Raw genomic sequence first — 23,865 nt, forward strand, 5'->3', positions numbered from 1 at the left:
CTGTCGCTCCGTCACAGGCGCCAGAGGGTCGCCCCGGCCGCCTCGAAGGCCGCCTGGTCGAACTGGCTCTTGACGTCGATGACGACGCCGTTGGCCTGCAACTTGACCATGTAGTCCGCCACCGGACGCGTCTTGATTTCCTTGTGGGATACCGCAGCCACGATGGCCGCCGCCTTGGGCAGGCTATCCCAGGAAACCAGGTCGACGCCGTATTCGTGGCGCGCCTCGGCGGCATCGGCCACCGGATCGTGCACCAGAACCTCGGTCCCGTAGGACTGCAACTCGCGAATCACGTCGATGACGCGGGAATTGCGCAGATCGGGGCAATCCTCCTTGAAGGTCAGGCCCAGGACAACGATGGGAGCACCCTTGACCGCCCAGCCATTGCGCACCAGGTGCTTGATGGTCTGTTCGGCGACGAACTTGCCCATGCCGTCGTTGATACGCCGGCCGGCCAGGATCACTTCGGGGTGGTAGCCGAGCATTTCGGCCTTGTGGGTCAGGTAGTAGGGGTCGACGCCGATACAGTGGCCGCCCACCAGACCGGGACGGAAGGGCAGGAAGTTCCACTTGGTTCCGGCGGCCAGGAGCACTTCCAGGGTATCGATGCCGATGCGGTCGAAAATGATGGCCAGTTCGTTCATCAGGGCGATGTTGAGGTCGCGCTGGGTGTTCTCGATGACCTTGGCGGCTTCGGCGACCTTGATGCTGGACGCCTTGTAGACACCGGCGGTAATGATGTCGCCGTAGACACGGGCCACCAGATCGAGGGTGGCGGGCGTGTCACCGGAGACGACCTTGACGATCTTGGTGACCGTGCGTTCCTTGTCGCCCGGGTTGATGCGCTCCGGCGAGTAGCCGATGAAGAAGTCCTGCTTCCATTTCTGGCCGGACAGCTTCTCGATGATGGGGATGCAGATTTCCTCGGTGGCGCCGGGATAGACGGTCGATTCGAAAACGACGGTGGCTCCGCGCTTGAGGTTGCTGCCCACGAACTCGGAAGCGCCCACCAGGGGGCTGAAGTCCGGCTGATGAGCCTCGTCAACGGGTGTCGGGACCGCCACGACGATGAAATCCGCTTCGCGGATGATGGCCGGATCGGTGCTCACCTCGAGTTGGGTCGCGGCCCGCAGATCCTCGCTGGACACTTCACCCGTGGGATCCTCGTAGCGGCGATAGGCCGCCACCTTTTCCGCGGACAGGTCGAAACCCAGCGTGCGGTATTTCTTGCCAAACTCGACGGCGAGCGGCAGCCCGACGTAACCCAGTCCTACTACAGCGATGGTCGTCATCTCATTCCTCTACGATTAACCAAATCAAAAAATTGAATCAAATCAGAGTCCACTGATCAGCTTTGCCACTTCCGCCTGCTGCGGGAACTTGTCCCCCAGCTTGGCGAGTACGTCCAGATGCTTGCGCGCCTCGGCCTTTTCACCGGCCTTGACCAATACCCGGGCGAGATTGAGCCGGATTTCGGCCTGCGCCGGAGCGAGATCCACCGCCTTGCGCAGCAATTCGAGGGCTTTGCCGGTGTCACCCTTCTCGGCCAGCAGCACGGCCAGCGTATCCATGAGCGACGGCGAATTGGGGGCCAGACTGACCGCCTTTTCGGCATACTCGATGGCCTTGGGATCCTTCAACTGGCCCAGGGCCCAGGCCAGATTGTTCAGCACCCGCGGACTGTTGGGCGCGATGTCCAGCATGGTGCGATACTGCTTCGCGGCCATCGCCCAATCCCCCTTGCTGGCGGCCACTTCAGCCAGGTACTGGCGCACCACGACATCCTTGGGATTGTCCTTCAGCCAGGTGGCGATGACCCGCTCTGCCTCAGCCTTGTTCCCCGCTTGCTCCAGGGTGGAACTGGCCTTGATCGCCAGTTCAGGCACCCTGCCCTTGTCGAGACCCAGGCGATAGGCCTTGGCCGCGTCTGCCCAGGACTTCTGGGACGTATGGACGTCGCCTTCGAAGGCGTAGCCGACAGGTTCAGCGGGACGCTGCTTCTGGACGGTCTTGGCAAGACTGAGGGCGTCCCTCGCCTTGCCGTCCTTCACCAGAAGGAATATCAAGGCACGCTGCGCCTCGAGGAAGTCCGGCTTGATTTCCAGGGCCTTGTGCAGATCCCTGACCGCCTGGCCTTCATCCTTGGCGGCGACACTCACTTCCGCCAACTTCAGGTAGGGCACGGGCGAGTGCGGCTGAAGCGCCGGAAGCTTGCCGTAGGCTGCCTTGGCCTGGTTGAAATCGCCGGCAAGCACCTGGGCGCGGCCCAGGACGTCGTAGAGTTCCGGCCGATCAGGAATCGCCGTCAGCGCCTCCTGGGCGGCCGCCACAGCCTTTTTGGCGTCCTTGGCCCGCAAATGGGACTCGACGAGGGCCAGGCGGGCGACGACGTCGGTCGGATTGGCGCTCACCGCCTTGCTGACCCAGCCCTGGGCCTCGTCCGCCTTGCCGCCGCTGGCGGTAATCATTTCGGCGATGGCCAGGTGGGCAGGCACACTCTTGGGGTCCGCGGCCAGCACGGTTTCAAAGCGACGCCTCGCCTCCTGGGGCTTCTTGTCACGAAGATCGAGCAGCGCCAGATTCTTCGCCGCCGGAAAGTAACCGGGCTTCAGGGCCGCAGCCTTTTCGAAAGCCTTGCGGGCCCCGTCATAGTCGTTCTTGCTCCCCAGAATTTCCCCGCGCAGGTTGAACACCGCCGGATCGTCGGGACGCTTCTTTTCCAGGGCAGCGACGGCCGCCAGGGCCTTGTCGATCTCATTGCGGCGCAGATGGGCGGACACGATGGCCAGATCGGCGACGGGCCCGCTGTCGCTGGCCGAAATGTCCGCCAGTTCTTCAAAGGCAGCGTCAGCCTTGCCTCCGGCCATGTGCATCATCGCGAGACGGGTACGCTTGGCCGGATCCTTGGGGTCGAGGGCCGCCGCCTTGACAAAGAATTGCTCCGCCTTCTTGTAGTCCTTCAGCTGGACGTAGACCTCACCGGCCAGGGCCAGCATCGCGGGGGACTTGTCGATCTGGTCCAGCACCGGCTTCAAGGTTTCCAGGGCTTTCTCGGGCTGGCCGGTCTTCAGGTAGGTGGAGACCAGAAGACGGCGGGCCAGCGGCAGGGTGGATTCGGCGGTCAATGCCTTGGCCAGATTGTCCTGGGCCTGGGTATAGGCCCCCAACTGGAAATCGACCGCCCCTGCGAGTTGCATGGAAACTGCCGAGGGGCGAATCGCCTTGTGGTACTGCTCGAGAACTTCCTTGGCCGCCTTGAAATCCTTGTTCTGATACGCGAGCTGCGCCTGCAGGAACTGCAGGCCCGGGGGATTGCCGATGCCTTTGCGCGCCTGCTCCAGGGCCTGCTTGGCGTCGTCCGGACGCCCCGCCCTGAGGAGGGTGTTCACCAGCGCAATATGGGCGCTACCAAACCGGGGCTTCTTCTCCACCGCCTTGCGGTAGGCGGCCACGGCCTCATCCGCCTCCCCCTTGCCGACCATGATGTCGCCCCGGAGTTTCCAGGCTTCGACCGCATCGGCATTCTGGGCCAGGATGCCGTCGACGATCGCCAGGGCACCGGGGACATCCTTGTCAGTGGTCGCTTTGACCCGGGCCGAAACGAGCAGAGCGGGCACATGGTCGGGCTTCGCGGCAAGGGCCGCCGCAAGGGCCGCCTTGGAAGCCTCCACATGACCGGCAGCCCCCTGGGCGATACTCATGGCGGTATGGTACTCGGCACTCGCCTCATTCCCGGAAACCTGTACCTTGGCGAACTCCTCCACCGCCTTCTTGGCCTCGCCCCGCATGGTGAGCGATCCGACCAGGACGGGAACGACCTTTTCGGCGGGGTACTTGAGTTCGAGCGCCTTCCTCAACTCCACTTCGCCCGGCGCAAGATTGCCTTCATCCACCAGCGCCTTGCCCAGCAGAAACCGCGCTTCGGCCGAATTGGGATCCTTCTGGAGCGCATTCTTGAGCTGGATCACCGCAGCCTTGGTGTCATTTTTGGCCAGGAAATCCTTGGCCGAGGACAGCAGCTTGGCCGGGTCGTCACCCCCACAGGCCGCAAGAGCAAGAACGAGTGCAAGGGCCGAAAGACGGAAGCTGTGCGAAGAGGTCTTGGTCATGAATTGATCTTTCCGGAGGCGAGGAAACGAGAGCTTATTTGAGGCCGAAGCGATGCATGAGGTCGTACAGGGTCGGGCGGCTGATGGCGAGCATTTCGGAGGCTTTTACCACATTGCCATTGGCCCTGCTCAAGGCCGCGATGACGGCCCGCCGCTCGGCCTCGTCACGCACCTTGCGCAGGTCGAGATCCCGTTCCTCCTGGGAACCGTTGTCACGCAGACCGAGATCCTCACGGGCGATTATATTGCCGTCGGCCATGATGACCGCGCGCTTGATGCAGTTTTCCAGTTCCCGCACGTTTCCGGGCCAGGAGTGAGCTTCGATGGCCTGCACGGCATCGTCGCCCAGGGCGATGGCCCCCCGGTTCTGTTCCTCGGCAAAGCGACGCACCAGGGCGTGGGCCAGCAGGGCCGCATCGCCCAGACGATCCCGCAAGGGAGGGATGTTGACCACGATTTCGGCCAGGCGGTAGTACAAGTCTTCGCGGAACTTGCCCTCGTCGATCAGGCCCCGCAGATTCTGGTGGGTGGCGCAGACGACCCGGACATCCACCGCAATCTCCTGCCGCCCCCCGACCCGCTCCACCACCCTCTCCTGCAGGAAGCGCAGGAGCTTGGCCTGGAGGGGAAGCGGCAAATCGCCGATTTCGTCGAGCATGAGGGTGCCCTTGTGGGCCGTTTCGATCTTGCCCGGGGTCGTCTTGGCCGCACCGGTGAAGGCACCCTTCTCATAGCCGAACAACTCGCTCTCGAGAAGATTGTCGGGAATCGCGGCGCAATTGATGGCCACGAAGCGCTCGGCGCGACGAGGAGACGCCTCGTGCAGACCCCGCGCCAAGACCTCCTTGCCGGTGCCGCTCTCGCCCAGCAGCATGACCGTCGCGTTGCTGCCGGAGACCTTCTCGATGGTACGGCACAGGCGCAGCATCTCCGGATCCCGCGTGATGAGCCCGTTGAGGGCATCCGGCTGACGCATGGCGTGCAGACGCTGGTTTTCCTTTTGCAGGTCGTAGAGCCGGAACGCCCGGTCCACGGTAAGCGCCAGGAGATCCGGTTCGAAAGGCTTGGCGAAAAAGTCGTAGGCGCCCAGGGCCACGGCGCGCAAGGCGTTGGTCTGATCGTTCTGACCGGTGAGGACGATGACTTTGAGATCCGGCTCGGCGGCGACCATCTGCTCCAGCAGGCGGAAGCCCTCGGAAACCGAATCCGGGTCCGGCGGAAGCCCCAGATCCATGGTCACCACGGCGGGCTGATGGCGCTTCAACTGCGCCAGCGCAGACTCCCGATCCGAGGCGGTCACCACGTCGTACTGGTCGAAGGACCACTTGATCTGCTTCTGCAAGGCCGGATCGTCCTCGACGACCAGCAGCGGCCTCGATTTTTCGCCGCTCATGCCGCGCTCTCCTGCTGGCGCAGATCGGCCCGCGACCCGCCCTCGAACAGGGGCAGCAGCACGGTCACCCGCGTCCCCTGATTCACCACGCTGTCTACCAAGATTTTCCCCCCGAGTTCATTGATGTACTGCGAGCTTTCGTAGGCGCCGATACCCATCCCGGCGTCCTTGGTCGTCTGGAAGGGCTTGAACAGGCGCTCGCGGATGAAGTCCGCCGACATTCCGTGGCCCGTATCGCCTACTTCCAGCATTGCCTGCCCCCCCTGCTTCTCGATGCGAATCCATACCCGGCCGCGCGGATCGGTGGCATCCAGAGCGTTCTGCACCATATGGCCGAGAACCCGCTCCAGTCGCTCCTCGTGCCCCCGGGTCATGAGAGCCTCCGCGATGTCGACATCCACCGTGCGCCCAAGTACCGCTTTGTTCTTCTGGATGCGCTCGGCAATCAATTTCAGGTTCACCCCCACCGGCGTACCGGGTGGCGTGGCCCCTTCCCGCAATTGAAGCATCAACTGCCGCATGCGTTCGACGGAATTTTCCACGGTCATCAGCATGTCTTCCTGAAATTCTGCGTTGTCCTTGTGTTTTTCCGCATTGCGCAGCATCAGGGAAAGCTGGGTGACGATATTCTTCAGGTCATGCACCACGAAGGCCGACATGCGGTTGAAGGCGTCGAACTTGCGCGCTTCGAGCAGGGCTTCGGTGGCCTGCAACTGCGCCAGGAAGGCTGCCGCCTGCCGTCCTGCGGTCTTCAGGAGATCATTGACCTCCCAGTTGACCTCGATGCGGGTCCGCGCACTGGCCAGAACGACGAAGCCGATCATTTCGGTGCGGGCCAGGAGCGGAACGATGAGCCAGGCATCGGGAATCTCGCCCAGCCAATCCGGCAGCGCGAGGCCCTCGTAGCGCCTCGAATAGCAGCGGTACTCCTCCAGATTGACGACCCAGCCGCTATCGGTGAGAAAGTGGCTGAAGGGCGAACCCGCCTCCTCCCGCGCCGCCACGGCGGGCATGTTCCAGCGCGCCGTCTGCACGAAGCTTCCTGCGGCCGAATCCCGCAGCCAAAGGCCGCCCCCCGGACTTTCCAGCATGTCGGCGAGACCCTTGATGACGTGCAGCCCCATGGTCTGCGGTGATCCCTGCTCCGAAAGAGTCTGGGTGAACTTGAGCCATTCCTCGCGATAGTCGTAGCGGTAGCTGAGAAAGTGCTTGCCGAGGAAAACCCGCACCCTGGCCCGCATGGATCCGGAAAAAGCAACGATGCACAAGCCGAGGAAGGCCATGAAGAGCAGGGCAAACTGCAGGGCCCGGCCCCAATCCCCGCCAAAGTAGCGGACGTAGTACCCCACGCCCGCCATGAACAGAAGGTAGCCCCCGGAAAGCAGCAGCGCCAGCGAATGGAATGCGACCTTCTGGGAGACCCGCAGGCGGGAGGTCCAGTCGCGGCTGCGATTCACCGGCAGGGCGATGAGCGGAACGATGAGCGCATGGGCAAATCCCCGCACGCTGAACACGTCCGGATCGACACGCCCGAAGAGCAGGGCATCGGAATAGAAGTAGAGGTCGTAAACGAAAGCCGCCGCGAGCCCCAGACAGAGAGGCTTGACGTTCCAGCGCGAATCGGTGGCCAGACTGCGATAGAACTGCTCGACCAGGAGCAGGGCGACGACGACCATGGCCAGGGATTGAACGAGATAGAACTTGGCCACCACCAGGGGCAGGCCGCCGGCCAGCCAGACCAGCACACGCAGACCGACGCCCACCAGCGCGACTGCTCCGACCAGCAGCACCACCGGGCGCGAGAGCGGGCGCCGCGTCCCTTTTTCCGGCCCGGAGCCCAGGAGCACGAGGATGAGGCCGTACCAGGCCGCGTAACGCAGGGCATCGCACACCTCTGCCGCCCCGCGGAAGTCCCGGGCAGCGCTGAACACGATTCCCAGGCTGGCGAGAGCCCACAGAGCGGAGGCCAGCACAGCCCCCAGCATGATGGCGGCCGGTTGGCGCTCCCCCTCGGCCTGACCCCGCCGGCTCAGCAGATAGCCGAAGAGCAGGACGTAGCCCGCCGCTGCCAGGCCATAGCCCCAGGCCGACAGTTCAGCGATACCGGAATCCATGGATCAGAAAGTCCCTTCGGACGGGTGGCGGATCACGACCCCGCCACATGGACACCCCCTCCGCCCAGCGGGGGGGGGCTGAGGCGATCACCTTGGCGCCGCGAATCCCCGACAGGGGGTCACTGGGCGCCCTTCGCCGTCAACACCACCCCCACCGTCTCGAAGAGGACCAGGATGTCCAGGAACAGGGTGTGATTCTTGACGTAATAGAGGTCGTACTGGAGTTTTTCGGCGGAATCCTCCACCGAAGCCCCGTAATGGTACCTGACCTGGGCCCAGCCGGTGACACCCGGCTTCACACTGTGGCGCACGGCGTAGAAAGGGATTTCCCGGGTCAGCTGATCGACGAAGAAGGGGCGTTCCGGCCGCGGTCCCACCAGGCTCATGTCGCCGTTGAGAACGCTGATGAGTTGCGGTAGTTCATCGACGCGGAGCTTGCGGATCACGCGGCCCACGCGGGTCACGCGGGAATCGCCGGAGGTCGCCCAGCGTGGCTTGCCGTCCTTTTCCGCGTCGGTGCGCATGCTGCGGAACTTGATGACGTTGAACAGACGTCCGTTGAGACCCACCCGTTCCTGACGGTAGAAGATTGGCCCGGCGCTCTCCAGGGAGATGATCAGGGCCGTCAGCAGCATGACCGGCGCCGCCAGCATGAGGAGCACCAGGGCACAGGCGATGTCGAAGGCACGCTTGACGAAGCTGCGCCAGGCCCCCTGGCCGAAGCCGTCGCCGAAGATCAGCCAGCCGGCGTAGAGGGAATCGAGGCGAATCTGGCCCAGGGTCTGCTCGAAATGGCTGGCCAGATCGAGAACGCGAATCCCGGCCAGCTTGCAGTCCAGCAGTTCCCGCAACGGCAGGGCGCCTCCGCGCCGCTCCGTCACCGCCACGACGATCTCGTCCACCTTCAATTGCCGCGCCGTATCGGTAAGGTGCTTGACATTGGACAGCACCTGATCGGCGGGGACGACGATCTCCTCCTCGTTGGAGGCGGGATAGAAGCCGACGACGAGGGCCGCCGGATCGGATTTGTTGAGGGCCTTGCGCACGGCCAGGGCCTTGGCCCCCGCGCCGAAGACCAGAATGCGCCGCACCAGCATCTGGGTCGGGGGGGCATGGACCGTGCTGACCCGATTGACCAGCATGCCGAAAACGGCCGACATGGCTGACAACTGGAGAAACTCGCGGCTCACCGCCGCGACGGGAAGCAGGAGAAAGAGCCCGTAGGCGAGGGGAACGGCGAGGTAAAGGGAAAGCACCGCCCGGGCTCGCGTCTGATGGATCGTCCGCCCATGGAAACGCTGATAGAACCCGAACCAGGCATTGAGCAGCAGCATGATCACCCCCAGGATCACCGCATAGACGGCAACCATGGCGAGGTCGATGGGCAAACCGGCGCCGACCCACAGGGTCGCGATGATCATCGCGACAAATACGAAGGAGAAATCGAAAAGGACTTGCAGCAGCGTACGCCACCGAACCCAATGATTGAACATCCTGACCACTGCTTACTCCGAGGCTTTGTGCGCGGGGCGCAATTTTTGTCGGCGGGTCCGTAAACCACCAGGCGGTAGCAGGCCGGACCCTCGCTCCGCGGGCGCTCCAACACGGCACCCGCCCATTCCTGTGGAGCGCATCTTAGGTTTGGGGTGCCAAAAGGGGGAGGCATTATTTCACGTCGCCCGGGAAATGCCGATAGCGGGGCGATCCCGCCATCGCTGCGCCGCAACAAAACGTGCCGGATTTGGTCCGAACCCCGCCTCCGCGGCAGCCTCCACCAGCCCTTCCGAGGGCGACATGTATTATTTCACGCGCACATTTTGGGTGAGCGTGTACCCTTGCGGGGCTTGAGCGGGAGGCATGTTCCCGGGACCCGTCGGGCGCGGAGTTTCGCGCTTCCCGCGCCCCCCGGGGAACCCTCCCGGGGGGCGCGGGACAGGGCAATCCTTGCTATGCTTCGCGCTTTTTCCCCGGAACCGCCGGACAGGAATTCAACCAGGCGCCCCGTTCCGGGGCGTCGCTGCCAAGACTTGACGAATCAATGAATCCAGAAATTCCCGGATATCCTGCGGACGCCTGCGGAAAACCCGTCATCGGCCTGGGCGACGCCGAGCTGTATGGCTACGCCCACCTCATCCGCCTGACCGAATCCCTCATCCTGGACCTGTTCAGCCGCGGCCTGCTGTCGGGAACCACCCATACCTGCATCGGCCAGGAACTCTGCCAGATGAGCGTGGTGCGGGCGCTGTCCGACCCCAATGACGTGGTGCTGTCCAATCACCGCAACCACGGTCACTTTCTCACCTATTCCGGCAATTTCCTCGGCCTGGTGGCCGAAATCATGGGGCGCGAGGCTGGCGTCTGCGGCGGTTTCGGGGGCAGCCAGCATATCGCCTTCCGTCATTTCCACAGTAACGGGGTCCAGGCCGGCATGACCGGTATCGGTGCCGGCCTGGCCCTCGACCGCCGCCTTGCCGGCAGCACCGCGGTGGTGGCCATCATGATCGGCGACGGCACCCTGGGCGAGGGCATGCTCTACGAGAGCATGAACCTTGCCGCCGTCTGGCAGGCCCGCGTGCTCTTCGTGGTCGAAAACAACGGCATCGCCCAGACCACCTACACCGCCGACACCGTCGCCGGCACCATAGAAGGCCGCGGCCAGGCCTTCGGCCTCAGGACCTGGCGCCTGGACGACAGTGCGCCCGATTTCGCCGCCGCAGTCGCCGACGTGGTGGCCGAGATGCGCGCGGGCGAAGGCCCCGGCATGCTGGTCATCGATACGCGCCGCCTGGGCCCCCACAGCAAGGGCGACGATCTGCGCAGCGACGCGGAAAAGGACTTCATCGCCCGCCGCGACCCGGTCGCCGCTCTGGGCGAACGCCTGGGCGACTCCGAGCGGGAGGCGATCGAAGCGCGCAACCGCGCCTTCGTCGCCCAGGTCGAAGCCCTCGCCCTCGCTTCACCCGAAGCCACCTTCGCCGACCTCCCCACCCATAGCCTGCGCCCCGCCGCAGCGGCGCCCGCAGCCGAGCTGCGCTCCGAGGCGAAAACCGTGCGCCAGTCGCTCAACGACGCCCTGCGCCACCTGCTGGCCAGCGATTCCCGCAGCCTGGTGATCGGTGAAGACCTGCACGAACCCTACGGCGGCGCCTTCAAGGTCACCGCCGGGCTGTCCGAGGAATTCAAGGGACGGGTCATCTCCACCCCCATCAGCGAGGCCGGCATCACCGGCGCCGCCATTGGCCTGGCCCTGGCCGGGCGGCGTCCCATCGTCGAAATCATGTTCGCCGACTTCCTGACCCTGTGCATGGACCAGATTTACAACCATGCGGTCAAATTCCCCGGCATGTTCGAGGACTGTTCCGTTCCCCTGGTGGTGCGGGCGCCCTGCGGGGGCCGCCGCGGTTACGGCCCCACCCACAGCCAGAGCCCGGAAAATCTGCTGGTTTCCGTCCCCGGCCTCACGGTGCTCTACGCCAGCCACCGCCACGCCAGCGGTGCCATGCTGGCGGATGCCTCAAGCCGCTGGCCCAATCCCACGGTATTCCTGGAGCACAAGCTGCTCTACGGCGAAACCCAGGACCCCCTTGATTACACGGTCGTCCCGGCCAGCCCGGCCGACGCGGGCGCCGATCTCTTCCCGACCCTGCGCCGGGGCGCCGTCGATCCCGACGTCACCCTGGTGGGCTTCGGCGGCATGCTGCCCTTCATCGAGCGGGCGGCCCAGCGCCTGGCGGAGGAAGAAGAGCTCGAAGTCGAGATCGTCGCCCCCGCCCTGCTCAGCCCCCTGCCGCGCCATACCCTGCTGGAAGCCCTGCTGGAAAGCCCGCGCATCGTGGTGGTCGAGGAATCCCACCACGAATTCGGCGTCAGCGCCGAACTGCTCGCCTGTCTGGCGGAAGCCGGCTACCGCGGCACCGTGGTCCGCCTAGGCCTGCCGCCGGTGCCCATCGCCGCGGCGCGCAGCCTGGAACGCGCCCAGCTGATCGACGAAAACGTCATCGTCGACAACGTCCTCGAATTGTTCTGATTGAAACGGATTTCCCTATGGCTGCAGCAATTCATGTCCCGCGGGTGAATAACAACGACGACGAGGTCAAGCTCGTCGGTCTCGACGTCGCCGTCGGCGCCCGCATCGAAAAGGGCCAGATCGTCGCCCAGGTGGAGACCGACAAGGCCGTGGTCGATGTGGAAGCCACCGCCGCCGGTTTCGTCCTCGCCGTCCAGGGCGAAGTGGAACAGGTACTCCGGGTGGGCTCGGTGCTTCTCTGGGTCGGCGAGACGCCGGACGAAGCGGTCCCCGAAGCGGAAACCGCCGCCGGCGCCCCCGGCGCCCGCGACCTTTCCGCCCCCACGGCACGGGCCCGCCTGCTGCTCGCCGAATACGGCCTGCAAGCGGCGGACGTGCCCGCCACCGGCCCCCGCCTGAGCGTCCGCGACATCGAGGCCCACGCCGAACGCCTGGGCCTCAGCCGGCGCCCCGCGGCGAGCGCCGCGCCGGCCGCCGCCGAATCCGCCCCTGTCGAACCGGGCGCCCGCGTCGGCCTGAGCGGCGAAGAGAAAGGCATGCTGGCCACGGTGCTCTGGCATCGCGACGTCGCCGTCCCCGGCTACGTCGAGGTGAGCTACGATGCGACCCCCTGGGACGAACTGGCCCGCGACTACGGCGCCCGCCACAAGCTGCTGCTCAACCCGCTCCTGCCGCTGCTGGCCTGGCGTCTGGTCGAGCTGGCGCGGGACAACCCCCGCATCAACGCCACCCTGGTCGGCCGGGAAAGGCACGAATACCGCGACGTGAACCTGGGCTTCACGGTCCAGGCCGGGGCGACCCTCTACCTCACCGTGCTGCGCGACGCCGCCCGCCGGGAGCCCTTGGCCTTCGTACAGGACCTGATCGACATCCAGCGCCGGGCGGCAGCCCACAAGCTGGCCCCCGAGGAACTGCAGGGCGCCACCATCGCCTTTTCCAGCATGGCGCGCTGGAAGGTCAATCGCCACGTTCCCATCCTGTCGCCCCACACCGCCCTCATGGTGGCCCATACCGCCAGCGCCGACGGCACCGGCATCCTGGGCGCGAGCTACGACCACCGCGTCCTCAACGGCTCCGAAGTCGCCGCCTTGCTGCGCCAGTTGAGCACGCCGCCCCGCCTGGACCCATAACCCGAAAGAGCACCCATGACCCTCGACAAGAACACCATCCAGGCCGCCATCAAGGCCAAGATCGTCGACATCGCCCGCATGCTGGGCAGCGACGCCAGCGACCTGGCCGCCGACGAACTCATCCCGGCCACCGGCTACATCGATTCCGCCGGTCTCCTCGACCTCATCGCCTGGTACGAGGCCGAATTCGACATCCAGGTCGCTGCCGAGGAATTCACCATCGACAACCTGGGCACCCTGGAGTCCATGGCCGGCTTCGTCCTGGCCAAGAAGGGCCTCGCCTAGGCATGGGAGCCCGACCGGCTCAAGCCTGCGGCGCTTTGCATCCCTTCTTCCTGGAAAGCGGGGGCGCCCGCCTTTTCGCAGTCCATCATCTCCCGGCGCCGGAACATCCGGTACGCGGACAGGTGCTCTGCGCCCTGCCCTTCAACGAGGAAATGAACCGCAGCCGCAGCATGGTGACCCTGCTCGCCCGGCGCCTTGCCGAAGGGGGTTACGGCACACTGGTCGTCGACCCTCTCGGCACCGGGGACAGCGCGGGGCACACCCGGGACGCCCGCTGGGAAATCTGGCGCGACAACCTGCGCGCGGCGCGGGACTGGCTGGGCGCGCAGCCCGGCAAGCAGCGGGTCTTCCTGGGTATTCGCCTGGGCGCCATCCTGGCCGCCGAACTGGCCGCCGAGACCCCCGGCCCCGCAACGGCCCTCGCCCTGTGGCAGCCGGTGACGGACGGCAAGCTGCACCTGACCCAGTTCCTGCGCGTGCGCATCGCCGCCCATCTCGACCGCCCCGACCTGCCCAAGGAAACCACCGCCGGCATGCGCGAAAGCTTTGCCGCCGGCGAGTGCGTCGAGGTGGCCGGCTACGAACTGCACCCGCAATTCGCCCGCAGCCTGGACGCTCTCAAACTGGCCCCCGCCGCTCCTGCGGCCGGCACCCCCTGCCTGTGGCTGGAAAACGGCAGCGAGGACGCCACCATCCCCCCGGCCAGCCAGACCGTCATCGACCGCTGGAACGCCGCCGGCGTCCCCGTCGTCGCCCAGACCTTCACCGGCCCCGCCTTCTGGCAACTGCACGAGCGCGTCCTGGCCCCCGCCGCGGTCGAGGCGACGCGGACCTGGCTCCTGGGCCTGGAATGAGCGCATGAAAGAGGAAGCCCTTAGTTTCGACTGCCAGGGCAGCGCCTTGGTCGGCATCCTGCATCGGCCGGAAACCCCCGGCCGGCGGGGCGTGCTGGTCATCGTCGGCGGCGGCCCCCAGTACCGGGCCGGCGGCCACCGCCAGCTCACCCTGTGGTCCCGCCGGCTGGCCGCTGAAGGCTACCCCGTCCTGCGCTTTGACTACCGCGGCATGGGGGATGCCCACGGAGACTTCCGCGGTTTCGAGCACATCGGCGACGATATCGATGCGGCCATCGCCGTCTTCCGCGCGCAGGTTCCTGAATTGGAAGAAGTGGTGCTGTGGGGCGAATGCGACGCCTCTTCGGCCATCCTCTTCCACGCCCACCGCCACCCCGGCGTCGGCGGCATCGTCCTGCTCAACCCCTGGGTGCGCACCGAAGCCGGTGAAGCCCGCGCCATTCTCAGGTTCTACTACCTGCAACGCCTGACCCAGGCCAGCTTCTGGAAAAAGGTATTCAGCTTCAAGTTCAACCCCCTGGCGTCGGTGACCTCGGCCCTGGGCCTGCTGTCCAAGGCCCGCAGCGCGGCTGCGCCGCCCTCCGCGACCGCCCCCGGCCCTGCCGCCGCGCCGGCCCTGCCCGCCGACCGTCCCCTGCCGGAACGCCTGCTCTTCGGCATGACGCGCTTCAAGGGCAAGGTCATGCTGGTCATGAGCGGGCGCGACCTCATCGCGCGGGAATTCGACGATCTGGTGAAAAGCTCGCCGGCCTGGCTGGCGGAGTTTGCGGCCAAGCCCGTCACCCGCTTCGATTTCGCCGAAGCCGACCACACCTTTTCTTCCGCCGCCCAGCGCGAGCAGGTGGTGAACTGGGGCCTCGCCTGGCTACGTAGCTGGTAAGCCCCCCGAGAACCGATTCCCATGGCACGCCCCCACATCGAACCCGTCACCGACGCCAGCCTGGACGAATTCGCCCAGTTTCTGCACGAAAACCTCTCCCGCGACCAGTCCCCCGCCCAATGGTCGCAGCGCTTTCGCACGTCCTGGATCGACCCGCAGCCCAACTACGGTTTCGTCCTGCGCGACGAGGGTCGCATCGTCGGCGGCATCGGCGCCATCTACGCCCAGCGCATTCTGGGGGGCAAGGAAGAGCGCTTCTGCAACATCACCAGTTGGTGCGTCCTCGACGCCTACCGCCAGCAGAGCATGCGGCTCGCCATGGCGGTCATCGGCCAACCCCGCTTCCACTACACCGACTTCTCCCCCACCAAGGTGGTGGCGGGAACCCTCCAGTTCTTCAAGTTCCGTGCCCTGGACGACCGCCAGGCAGTCCTCTTCAACCTGCCGGGGATTGCCCTGAGCAGCCGGGTGCTGACCGAACGCCGCGCAATCGAAGCCGCCCTGCAAGGCGAAGCCCTGCGCATTTACCGCGACCACGCCGATTTCCCCTGGCTACGGCACGTCCTGGTGGGGCGCCCGGGAGACTGGTGCCACGTCATCTACAAACCGCGCCGCTTCAAGCGCCTGCCGGCGGCGGGCATCATCCACCTGAGCGACGGCGCCGCCTTCTGCCGCCACTTCCGCCGTCTGGCCGGCCACTTCCTGGCCCGGGGCATGGTGACCACCCACGTCGAATGCCGCCGCCTGCCGCAGTTGCCCTGGCCGTCTGCGGTACGCAGCGGATTCAATCCCAAGATGGTCTTGAGCACGACCTTGAAGGACGAGGACATCGACTACCTCTATTCCGAAACCGTCGCCCTCGACCTGTGAAGCCCATGCGCAAGCTCCTCATGATCGCCTACCACTACCCCCCGGTGAAGGGGAGCAGTGGCATCCAGCGGACCCTCAAGTTCTCTGCCTACCTGCGCGAGCACGGATGGGAGCCGATCATCCTGACCGTACACCCGCGGGCCTACGCCCAGGTCTCCGACGACCAGATGGGCGAAATTCCTGCCGGCATGGTGGTCGAGCGCGCCTTCGCCCTCGACACCTCGCGCCACCTGGCCCTGGGCAAGCGCTATCTGGGCTGGATGGCCCAGCCGGACCGCTGGGCGGCCTGGACCCTGGGCGGCGTATGGAGCGGCCTGCGCCTCATCCGCCAGCACCGGCCGGCGGCGATCTTTTCCACCTACCCCATCGCCACCGCCCACCTGATCGGCCTCTCCCTCGCCCGTTCGAGCGGCCTGCCCTGGATCGCCGATTGCCGCGACTCGATGACCGAGCCCGGCTACCCCACCGATCCCCTGACCTGGAAAACCAACCGCCGCCTGGAACAATCCATGGTGCGCCACTGCACCCGGGCCATCTTCACCACCCGGGGCACCCTGGACATGTACGCCGAGCGCTATGCGGAAATCCCCGCCGAGCGCTGGGCCATCATCGAAAACGGCTACGACGAGGAGAACTTCCGCGACGCCGAGCAGGGTGCGGCACCGGCCCCCGCCGGTTCCCGGGAGCGGCTCACCCTGATCCACGCCGGTATCCTCTACCCCGCCGAGCGCGACCCGCGCCCCTTCTTCGCCGCCCTGGCCCAGTTGCGCGACAAGGGCGCCGTTCATGCCGGCAATCTGCGGGTCGTCCTGCGCGCCTCGGGCAACGAGGCGGAATACGGCAAGATGCTCGGCGCCCTCGCCCTGACCGATTTCGTCGAACTCGCGCCGCCGGTGCCCTACCGCGCCGCGCTGCAGGAAATGCTGGAAGCCGACGGACTGCTGCTCTTCCAGGGCAGCATGTGCAACCACCAGATCCCGGCCAAACTGTACGAGTATTTCCGCGCCGGCCGCCCCCTGTTCACCGTGGCCGACCCGGTGGGCAACACGGCGGAAACGGCCCAGGCGGCAGGCGCCGACGCCATCGCCGACATTCGCGACGCGGCGGATATCGCCCGGCGGCTGGAATCCTTCCTGGAGGGTCTGCGGCAGGGCACGGTGCGAGGCGTGGCGCCGGAGACGGCGGCGAGGAACTCGCGCAAGGCGCGCACCGCCGAGTTGGCAGCCCTGCTGAACAGCGTCACCGGCTCCGCCGGTCGCTGAGGGGGACGCGAGGTGCGCGCCGCCCTGGTATTCCTGTGGCGATCAGGCCGCCAGCTTGGCGGTCACGAAATCCAGCAGGGTGCCGAAGGTCTGGAAGACCGCGCCGTCGATTTCGTCGTCCTCGACGGAGAATCCGAAGCGATCCTCGAAGGCCGTCAAGACGGCCACCACACCGATGGAATCGACTTCGGGCACCGCTCCCAGGAGTGGGGTGCTTTCGGTGAATTTCGCCGCACGCCCTTCGAGGTTGAGGGTCTCGTCCAGCAATTTGATCAGTTCGCGTTTGATATCCAAGGCACTTCCTCTAGGGGCAAGAATCACCGTTTCGGGGCGTCCCCCGCCGGTTGCGGGGCGACGGATTATAACCGCAGCCGCCGGGCGCCCTGCGTGAGAATCCTCACGACGGCGGGCGCGGTGCGGCGTACCGCTACCCTCCCTTCCCCCCCCGCCGGGCCGGCGAGGAAAGACCAGCGACTCGACCGGCGTCCCCCGCACTAAGTCTCACCATGCTGTTCAACTCCTACGAATTCCTGCTGGTCTATCTGCCCCTGACCCTGGCGGGCTACTTCGCCCTGGGGCGACGCTCGGCCACCGCCGCCGCCACCTGGCTGGCCATCGCCTCCCTGGCCTTCTACGGCTGGTGGGACGTGCGTTATCTGCCCCTGCTGGGCGCCTCCATCGCCTTCAACTACCTGATGGGGGGCGCCATCGCCCGCCGGGCCGGCACCCCGGCGGCCAATCGCCTGCTGGCCCTCGCGGTGGGCGGCGATCTGCTGGCCCTGGCCTGGTACAAGTACGCCGGATTTTTCGCCAGTTCGGCCAACGCCCTCCTGGCTGCCGGCCTGCCGGTGCCGGAAATCGTCCTGCCCCTGGGGATTTCCTTCTTCACCTTCACCCAGATCGCCTACCTGGTGGACGCCTGGGCCGGCAAGGTGCGCGAAACCCGGCCGGTGCACTACGTGCTGTTCGTGTCCTACTTCCCCCACCTCATCGCCGGCCCGGTGCTGCACCACGGCGAAATGATGCCCCAGTTCGACCGCCTGCGGAATTACCGGCCGCGGCTCAACAACTTCATCATCGGCGGCAGCATTTTCATCTTCGGGCTGTTCAAGAAGGTGGTCATCGCCGACAACCTGGCACCCAACGTGGGGACGGTCTTCGACCAGACCAGCAACCCCACCCTGCTGGTGGCCTGGGGCGGCGTCCTGGCCTATACCTTCCAGCTCTATTTCGATTTTTCCGGCTATTCGGACATGGCCATCGGCCTCTCCCGCCTCTTCGGCGTGCGCCTGCCCCTCAATTTCAATTCGCCCTACAAGGCGACCTCGATCACCGATTTCTGGCGCCGCTGGCACATGACCCTGTCCCGCTTCCTGCGCGACTACCTCTACGTTCCCCTGGGGGGAAACCGCAAGGGCAAGGCGCGCCGCTACGTGAATCTCCTGCTCACCATGCTGCTGGGCGGCCTGTGGCACGGCGCCGGCTGGACCTACGTCCTGTGGGGCGCCCTGCACGGCATTTACCTCTGCATCCACCACGCCTGGTCGGCCCTGGCCCGCGGCTGGCGGCTGCCGCGCCCTCTGGCCGTGGCGCTCACCTTCGGGGCCGTCATCGTCGGCTGGGTGTTCTTCCGCGCCACCAGCGTCGCCCAGGCCCTCGACATCCTGGCCGGCATGGCGGGCCTGCACGGCGTCGCCCTGCCGGAAGCCATCGCGTCCCAACTCGGCCCCCTCAAGGCCCCCCTGGCCGAGATGGGCGTGCAGTTCTACTTCGGCAAGGGCGCCCAGTTCGTCTCCACCTGGGTCTGGGTGGCCCTCGCTGCGGCCATCGCCTTCGGCCTGCCCAACACCCAGGAGTGGCACCACCGTTTCGGCCCGGCGCTGGAAGCGGTCAGGAGCGACCGCCGCGCCCACCTGTCCCTCAGCAGCGGATGGGCTCTCGGTCTGGGTCTCGCTTGCGCCCTGTGCGTGGTGATGCTGTCGCAGCCCTCCGAGTTCCTCTATTTCCAGTTCTGATGCGGACATGAGCCTGCGCCCCCCCTCCCCCGCATCGGCCCGTCGGCGCTTTGCTGCGCTCTGGCTCGCCGCCCTCGTCGTAGCTCTGGCTGCGGTGGCTGCCTTCACCCGCCTGGCGGACCCCTACGGCCTCTACGAAGGTCCTCGCTGGGCGGCCTTCAACGCCCTCAAGGCCCGCCCCGACCTCACCCTGGGGGACATCAAACTGGCCGGCGCCCTGCGCCTGCGGCCGGACGCGGTCGTCCTCGGCAATTCCCGCGCCGACATCGGTTTCGATCCGCAAAGCCTCGCCGCCCGCGGCTGGGGCGAGCGCCCTTACAACCTCGCGGTGCCGGGCTCCGGCATCGAGACCAATGTGCACCAGCTGCGCACCCTGCTCGACCAGGGCGTCGTCCCCCGCCGCCTGCTGGTGGGCGTCGAATTCCTCGATTACCTGGAACGCCAGGGCGCCAAGCCCGCGCGCGCTCTGGCGGAACCCCGCCCCTGGCCGGAGCGCCTGCTCCGGCTGCGCCTGCAGGGCCTGTTCACCCTGACCGCCATCAAGGACAGCCTGGCCACCGTCGCCGCCCAGCATCGCGACGACACGCCGGTACTGCGCGCCGATGGCTTCAATCCCCTGCGCGAATACCCCGCCCTGGCCCGCAAGGAGGGCTATTTCTCGCTCTTCCGCCAGCGCGGACTGGAAAACGCGCGCCGCTTCCGTGACAGCCGCCCCCCGGCGGACTGGGAGGATACCCACGATTACCGGGCCCTGGAGCGCCTGCTGACCCTGGCCGCCGAGCGGGGCATGCGCGTCGACCTGGTGATCTACCCCTACCACGCCCAGGTGATCGGCCTTTTTGCCCGCTACGAGCTGTTGCCGGCCTTTGCGGCCTGGAAGTCCGCCCTGGTCGATCTGACCGATCGCCGGGCCACGGCGGGCACCGCCGTGCGCCTGTGGGATTTTTCCGGCCTCGACGAACGCACCGCCGAAGCCATCCCCCCGCGCAACGACAGAGGCAGCGTCACGCGCTGGTATTGGGAGGCCGGCCACTTCAAGGCAGCCCTGGGGGACGATATCCTGCGCCGCATCGGGGAAGAAGCCCCCGCCCACCGCCTGGCGCCCCCGCGCCTGCGTCCGCCGGACCTGACCCCGGCCCTGGATTCCCTGCTGTCCGCCCGCCCCGATCTGCGGGAAGATCTCGACCAGATCGTCGCCACGGTCAAGTGAAACGCATGCCGAGCCTCGCCCTCCCCCCATCCCCTCTGCTGCGCTGCGGCCGAGGAGATCCCGCCACGACGCCGCGCGCATTGCGCCCTGAGGCCCCCATGAAACCCGCCCTCTCCTGCCTGTTCGCCCTGCTCCTTGCCCTGCCGGGCATCACCGCGGCCGCCGCCGTCGATGCCGAGAAGGACTGGGCCGAACGCTCCCGCGCCCCCGGCGTCCTCGTCGCCGAAGGCTTCGACGACATCCAGGCCTGGGCGCGGTACAGCTGGGACAAGGCGGGCTGCAACGCGGACTACCAGGTGCGCGTCAATGGCTCCGTGGCGGGCTGCCGCAACAACGCCTGGGATTCCGCCGAGCGCAGCTCGGGCAAGGGCTCGGTGCGCTTCGACATCCTGCCGCGCACTTCGGAAGGTGGCGGCGGCAACATCGTCATCCCCTTCGGCGACTTCGCCACGCGGCAGTTCGGCGCCAACAGCGATCTCTGGGTCTCCTGGCGCCAGAAGATGGACGCCCGCTTCATCGCCGGCTTCCGCACCCGCGAGGGGCGCATCGCCAACGCCAAACAGGTCATCATCGCCCAGGGAGACATTCCCATCCCGGGAAGCACCAAGGTCGTCGAGGGCCAGGCGTGCAGCGAGAATCAGGTCGTCGTGGTCGCCTCCACGCCCCACCAGGGCAGCGCCCATCCCATCGGCTACATCGAGTGCGCCCGCTACCGCCCCTTCGAGCAAGCCCTGCGTGCCGGCCAGTATGGGGGCGATGCCCGGGGCAGCACCGCCATCACGCGCCAGAACATGCGTACCGACGGCAAGGGGCGTCACACCTGCATCGGTTGGCCCGCCCACCTGGACAAGAGCGGCTGCCTCAGCTACCGGCCCGACGAGTGGATCAGCTACATGGTGCACCTGAAACTCGGACCCGCCAGCCCCCGCGGCTATGAGGATTCCACCTACGAGTTGTACGGCGCCTACGCGGGCGAGGATTTTCAGCTGCTCCACCGCGTCTCCCTGGTCATCCCCCGCGGCCAGTACTATGTCGGCGGCGACCCCGCCGAGCGCTCGTCCTACAAATCGGGCTGGACCCCGACCAACGCCCACCCGGAAGCCAAGTACGGCAAGCTCTGGCTCCTGCCCTACATGACCAACAAGGATCCCCAGGAGGATTCCGGGCGGGGCTCCACCTGGTACGACGAGGTGATCGTTTCCCGCTGTCGCATCGCCGCCCCCGGGCGTCCTCTGGCGGATCCCTGCGCCGGCCAGACCGGAGCCCCCACGGACCGTCCGCGGGAGGCCGTCCCGGCTCCGGCCTCGTCGGCCTCGTCGGCCACGCCGACCATGAGCAGCGCCAAACCCGCCGCTCCTGCCCCCGCGCCGGTGCCAGCGCCCCCGGCATTGCCGCGCCCGGCGCCGACCCCCGGCGATCCGGTCGCCCTGCTGCACAGCCTCAAACCGGGGGAATGGGTCGAACTGGCCAACAGCCCCCTCGCCAAAGCCGTACTCAACGCCTGCAAGCTGCCCCAAATCGAAGCCGCCTACGACCGCCTCGGTCACGGCCTCATCGGCTGCAATGTGGAATCCCTCTTGTCCTACAGCGGCGGCGCCTACGACAGCCGCGGCCACCGGCTCCTGGTCTGGGGCGGGGGCCACTCGGGCTACGCCGGCAACGAAATCTACGCCTACAACCTCGCCGCCGGGCGCTGGGAACGCCTTACCGACCCCACCCCGCCCCTCCTCGACGTGCGCTACGACAAGGCCAGCAAGAAGCTGGTGGGCGAAGACCCGCCCTGGCGCGACCCCCGCTACCCCCCAGCCCCCATTTCCGTGCATTCCTACGACCAGTTGGCCTACCTGCCGGAGCAGCACCAATTTTTCGCGGCCGGGGGCGCCACCTTCAGCGGCAATGGCTTCTCCACGGCCAAGACCTGGCTCTTCGACCTGAGCAAGAGCGACGCTGGCGGCTGGTCAGAGGCGGAACCCATGCCCGGCAAGCCCTACGGCCTATACGAATACAACATGGCCACGGCCTACGACCCGGTTGCCAGACGCGTCGTGATGCGGGGTTACACTCAGTCGGCCACCTACGATCCCGTCTCCCGTACCTGGTCCATCACGGGCAAGGGTCTGGCCTCGCGCCGACTGGGTTCGGTGGGGGAAATCGACGCCAAACGCCGCCTCTTCGTGCTCATCGGCGGCGGTGCGGCCGAGGTCTACCCGGTCGGCCCCAAGGGCGAACTCGGGCCACCCAAACCCTTAGGCGCCGGCGGCGACCGCGAAATAGAGCAGTGCTATGGCCCCGGGCTGGAATACGACAGCCGGGCAGAGCGGCTGGTCGCCTGGTGCAGCGGAGGGGACGTCTACGCCCTGGAGGGCACCCCCCTGCGCTGGGTCAAATACGCCGCCTACAACACGGCCTTTCCCGGCCCCCGCACACCGCAGATGCGGGGCACCTACGGCCGTTTCCGCTACATGCCCGAGTACGACGCCTATATCGTCGTCAATGGCCTGCGCGACAACGTCTTCCTTTACCGTTTCCCGGGAGGCCGGCGCTGAGCCGGCTCTGAGCCCCCCATGGCCCATCGCAACATCAAGGGATTCGACGGCATTCGTGCCCTGGCCGTCATCGCCGTCATCCTCTCCCATGTCGGCGTCTACGCGGCCCTCACCGAGCGGGGCCTGCTGTCCGAACCGATCCTGGCCATGGTCGGCGGAGGCACCGGGGTTCAGGCCTTCTTCGTCCTTTCCGGGTTTCTCATCACCTCCCTGCTGATCGCCGAATTCGATGCCACGGGAAGCATCTCTATCCGCAAATTCATTCTCCGCCGCACCCTGCGCATCTTTCCGCTCTACATCCTCTTCCTGCTCATCGTCACGGTTCTGCACCTGCTGCTGCCCGGGGTCACCACCTGGCCTTCGCTTTACTACGCCTACGCCTACGCCTTCAATTTCGCCCCCACCCAGCACTACACGCCCATCCTGGGCCACACCTGGTCCCTGGCGGTGGAGGAACACTTCTACCTCGTCTGGCCGAGTCTCTTCCTCCTCACCTATGCCCGGCGCCGGCCCTATCTGGTGGGCCTGACCCTGGTCTTCATCTTTACCGCCCCCCTCCTCAACCTCGCCTTCACCCGCCTGGGCATCGGCAGGGAATACTTCGTCGGCCGCTTTTCCTTCATCGCCGGCGCCGCCATCGCCCTGGGCTGCCTCATGGCCCTCCTGGCCCACGGCCCCAGGACCGCGGACCGCTTCCGCCGCACGGTCGCGTCCCCCTGGACCCTGGCCGCCGGCCTGCTGCTCTTCGCCAACTCCCTCTACCTGCAGGTCGACTCCTGGTTCCTGAAACATGCGGGCTCCGGCCTGGCCCGCAACCTGGGCATCGCCCTGCTCGTCGGCTGGATCTACTTCAACCAGACCAGCCGCCTGACCCGCTTTCTGGAACTCCGCCCCCTCAAGTACATCGGGCTCATCTCCTACGGCCTCTATCTCTTTCAGGGGCTCTTCCTCACCACCGACCCCACCCGGACGCCGCAACAGGCCTGGCCCCCCTCCCCCGAGGTCGGTCTCCTCCTGCTGCTCCTCGCTGCGCCCCTCGCCTACCATTTCTTCGAAATCCCCTTCCTGCGCCTGAAGAGCCGCTATGCCGCCGCAACGCTCCCCGCAGGGGGGGACCCCTCTCCCACCCCGGCGCCGGCCCAGGGCCGCTGACCCGCCTTCACCCCCCCG

17 protein-coding genes are annotated in these 23,865 nt (G+C 66.7%); 11 read left to right on the forward strand and 6 right to left on the reverse strand.

What is annotated here, in order from left to right:
• Window positions 1-11 precede the first annotated feature (11 nt).
• From IPM73_13185 to IPM73_13205, 5 genes are all read right to left on the reverse strand, one after another.
• Window positions 12-1,292, reverse strand: coding sequence for a nucleotide sugar dehydrogenase (locus IPM73_13185; GenBank protein ID MBK8918951.1), 1,281 nt, complete (start codon window positions 1,290-1,292; stop codon window positions 12-14).
• Window positions 1,293-1,334: 42 nt separating this feature from the next.
• Window positions 1,335-4,109, reverse strand: a complete 2,775-nt coding sequence (prsT, locus tag IPM73_13190; protein ID MBK8918952.1) for a PEP-CTERM system TPR-repeat protein PrsT — start codon at window positions 4,107-4,109, stop codon at window positions 1,335-1,337.
• A 34-nt stretch (window positions 4,110-4,143) separates the two neighbouring features.
• Complete coding sequence (prsR, locus tag IPM73_13195; protein ID MBK8918953.1) at window positions 4,144-5,502, reverse strand: PEP-CTERM-box response regulator transcription factor; 1,359 nt, start codon at window positions 5,500-5,502, stop codon at window positions 4,144-4,146.
• Window positions 5,499-7,616, reverse strand: a complete 2,118-nt coding sequence (gene prsK, locus IPM73_13200) for a PEP-CTERM system histidine kinase PrsK (GenBank protein ID MBK8918954.1) — start codon at window positions 7,614-7,616, stop codon at window positions 5,499-5,501. Before prsK ends, prsR begins: the two co-directional genes overlap by 4 nt.
• Before the next feature lie 119 nt (window positions 7,617-7,735).
• Entirely contained in the window at window positions 7,736-9,118 is a 1,383-nt protein-coding gene (locus IPM73_13205; protein MBK8918955.1) for a TIGR03013 family PEP-CTERM/XrtA system glycosyltransferase, read from the reverse strand.
• A gap of 536 nt (window positions 9,119-9,654) precedes the next feature.
• Here IPM73_13205 and IPM73_13210 point away from each other — a divergent pair.
• From IPM73_13210 to IPM73_13240, 7 genes are read left to right on the forward strand one after another with little or no spacing between them, the layout of a single operon-like run.
• Complete coding sequence (locus IPM73_13210) at window positions 9,655-11,643, forward strand: 2-oxoglutarate dehydrogenase (protein ID MBK8918956.1); 1,989 nt, start codon at window positions 9,655-9,657, stop codon at window positions 11,641-11,643.
• Between the two features lie 17 nt (window positions 11,644-11,660).
• Window positions 11,661-12,773: a 2-oxo acid dehydrogenase subunit E2 gene (locus tag IPM73_13215; GenBank protein MBK8918957.1), complete on the forward strand. Its 1,113-nt coding sequence runs from the start codon at window positions 11,661-11,663 to the stop codon at window positions 12,771-12,773.
• 15 nt (window positions 12,774-12,788) lie between these two features.
• Window positions 12,789-13,058, forward strand: coding sequence for an acyl carrier protein (locus IPM73_13220; GenBank protein MBK8918958.1), 270 nt, complete (start codon window positions 12,789-12,791; stop codon window positions 13,056-13,058).
• Between the two features lie 2 nt (window positions 13,059-13,060).
• Window positions 13,061-13,912 carry a hydrolase 2, exosortase A system-associated gene (locus IPM73_13225; protein ID MBK8918959.1) on the forward strand — a complete coding sequence of 284 codons (852 nt, stop codon included), beginning with the start codon at window positions 13,061-13,063 and terminating at the stop codon, window positions 13,910-13,912.
• Window positions 13,913-13,916: 4 nt separating this feature from the next.
• Window positions 13,917-14,792 (forward strand): hydrolase 1, exosortase A system-associated, encoded by an 876-nt coding sequence (locus IPM73_13230; protein ID MBK8918960.1) that lies wholly within the window; start codon window positions 13,917-13,919, stop codon window positions 14,790-14,792.
• 21 nt (window positions 14,793-14,813) lie between these two features.
• Window positions 14,814-15,662, forward strand: coding sequence for a hypothetical protein (locus tag IPM73_13235; protein ID MBK8918961.1), 849 nt, complete (start codon window positions 14,814-14,816; stop codon window positions 15,660-15,662).
• Window positions 15,663-15,667: 5 nt separating this feature from the next.
• Window positions 15,668-16,924: a glycosyltransferase gene (locus IPM73_13240; protein ID MBK8918962.1), complete on the forward strand. Its 1,257-nt coding sequence runs from the start codon at window positions 15,668-15,670 to the stop codon at window positions 16,922-16,924.
• Between the two features lie 42 nt (window positions 16,925-16,966).
• Here the strand turns inward: IPM73_13240 and IPM73_13245 are convergent, their stop codons facing one another.
• Complete coding sequence (locus IPM73_13245; protein ID MBK8918963.1) at window positions 16,967-17,218, reverse strand: acyl carrier protein; 252 nt, start codon at window positions 17,216-17,218, stop codon at window positions 16,967-16,969.
• 212 nt (window positions 17,219-17,430) lie between these two features.
• Here IPM73_13245 and IPM73_13250 point away from each other — a divergent pair, with 212 nt between their 5' ends.
• The 4 genes from IPM73_13250 (at window position 17,431) to IPM73_13265 (ending at window position 23,847) form a co-directional block, all read left to right on the forward strand.
• Complete coding sequence (locus IPM73_13250; GenBank protein MBK8918964.1) at window positions 17,431-18,939, forward strand: MBOAT family protein; 1,509 nt, start codon at window positions 17,431-17,433, stop codon at window positions 18,937-18,939.
• Window positions 18,940-18,946: 7 nt separating this feature from the next.
• A complete protein-coding gene (locus IPM73_13255; GenBank protein MBK8918965.1) occupies window positions 18,947-20,149 on the forward strand; it encodes a hypothetical protein in 1,203 nt (400 codons plus the stop codon).
• Window positions 20,150-20,247: 98 nt separating this feature from the next.
• Window positions 20,248-22,695 (forward strand): hypothetical protein, encoded by a 2,448-nt coding sequence (locus tag IPM73_13260; GenBank protein ID MBK8918966.1) that lies wholly within the window; start codon window positions 20,248-20,250, stop codon window positions 22,693-22,695.
• An 18-nt stretch (window positions 22,696-22,713) separates the two neighbouring features.
• A complete protein-coding gene (locus IPM73_13265; GenBank protein MBK8918967.1) occupies window positions 22,714-23,847 on the forward strand; it encodes an acyltransferase in 1,134 nt (377 codons plus the stop codon).
• Window positions 23,848-23,865: the final 18 nt, after the last annotated feature.

This window comes from Betaproteobacteria bacterium (assembly GCA_016720065.1).
Taxonomy (GTDB): domain Bacteria; phylum Pseudomonadota; class Gammaproteobacteria; order Burkholderiales; family Rhodocyclaceae; genus SSSZ01.

What these genes read in the sequence shown, in the direction of transcription:
- IPM73_13185 (MBK8918951.1), bottom strand. Translation starts at nt 1,292, where the DNA reads ATGACGACCATCGCTGTAGTAGGACTGGGTTACGTCGGGCTGCCGCTC.
- prsT (MBK8918952.1), bottom strand. Translation starts at nt 4,109, where the DNA reads ATGACCAAGACCTCTTCGCACAGCTTCCGTCTTTCGGCCCTTGCACTC.
- prsR (MBK8918953.1), bottom strand. Translation starts at nt 5,502, where the DNA reads ATGAGCGGCGAAAAATCGAGGCCGCTGCTGGTCGTCGAGGACGATCCG.
- prsK (MBK8918954.1), bottom strand. Translation starts at nt 7,616, where the DNA reads ATGGATTCCGGTATCGCTGAACTGTCGGCCTGGGGCTATGGCCTGGCA.
- IPM73_13210 (MBK8918956.1), top strand. Translation starts at nt 9,655, where the DNA reads ATGAATCCAGAAATTCCCGGATATCCTGCGGACGCCTGCGGAAAACCC.
- IPM73_13215 (MBK8918957.1), top strand. Translation starts at nt 11,661, where the DNA reads ATGGCTGCAGCAATTCATGTCCCGCGGGTGAATAACAACGACGACGAG.
- IPM73_13220 (MBK8918958.1), top strand. Translation starts at nt 12,789, where the DNA reads ATGACCCTCGACAAGAACACCATCCAGGCCGCCATCAAGGCCAAGATC.
- IPM73_13225 (MBK8918959.1), top strand. Translation starts at nt 13,061, where the DNA reads ATGGGAGCCCGACCGGCTCAAGCCTGCGGCGCTTTGCATCCCTTCTTC.
- IPM73_13230 (MBK8918960.1), top strand. Translation starts at nt 13,917, where the DNA reads ATGAAAGAGGAAGCCCTTAGTTTCGACTGCCAGGGCAGCGCCTTGGTC.
- IPM73_13235 (MBK8918961.1), top strand. Translation starts at nt 14,814, where the DNA reads ATGGCACGCCCCCACATCGAACCCGTCACCGACGCCAGCCTGGACGAA.
- IPM73_13240 (MBK8918962.1), top strand. Translation starts at nt 15,668, where the DNA reads ATGCGCAAGCTCCTCATGATCGCCTACCACTACCCCCCGGTGAAGGGG.
- IPM73_13250 (MBK8918964.1), top strand. Translation starts at nt 17,431, where the DNA reads ATGCTGTTCAACTCCTACGAATTCCTGCTGGTCTATCTGCCCCTGACC.
- IPM73_13255 (MBK8918965.1), top strand. Translation starts at nt 18,947, where the DNA reads ATGAGCCTGCGCCCCCCCTCCCCCGCATCGGCCCGTCGGCGCTTTGCT.
- IPM73_13260 (MBK8918966.1), top strand. Translation starts at nt 20,248, where the DNA reads ATGAAACCCGCCCTCTCCTGCCTGTTCGCCCTGCTCCTTGCCCTGCCG.
- IPM73_13265 (MBK8918967.1), top strand. Translation starts at nt 22,714, where the DNA reads ATGGCCCATCGCAACATCAAGGGATTCGACGGCATTCGTGCCCTGGCC.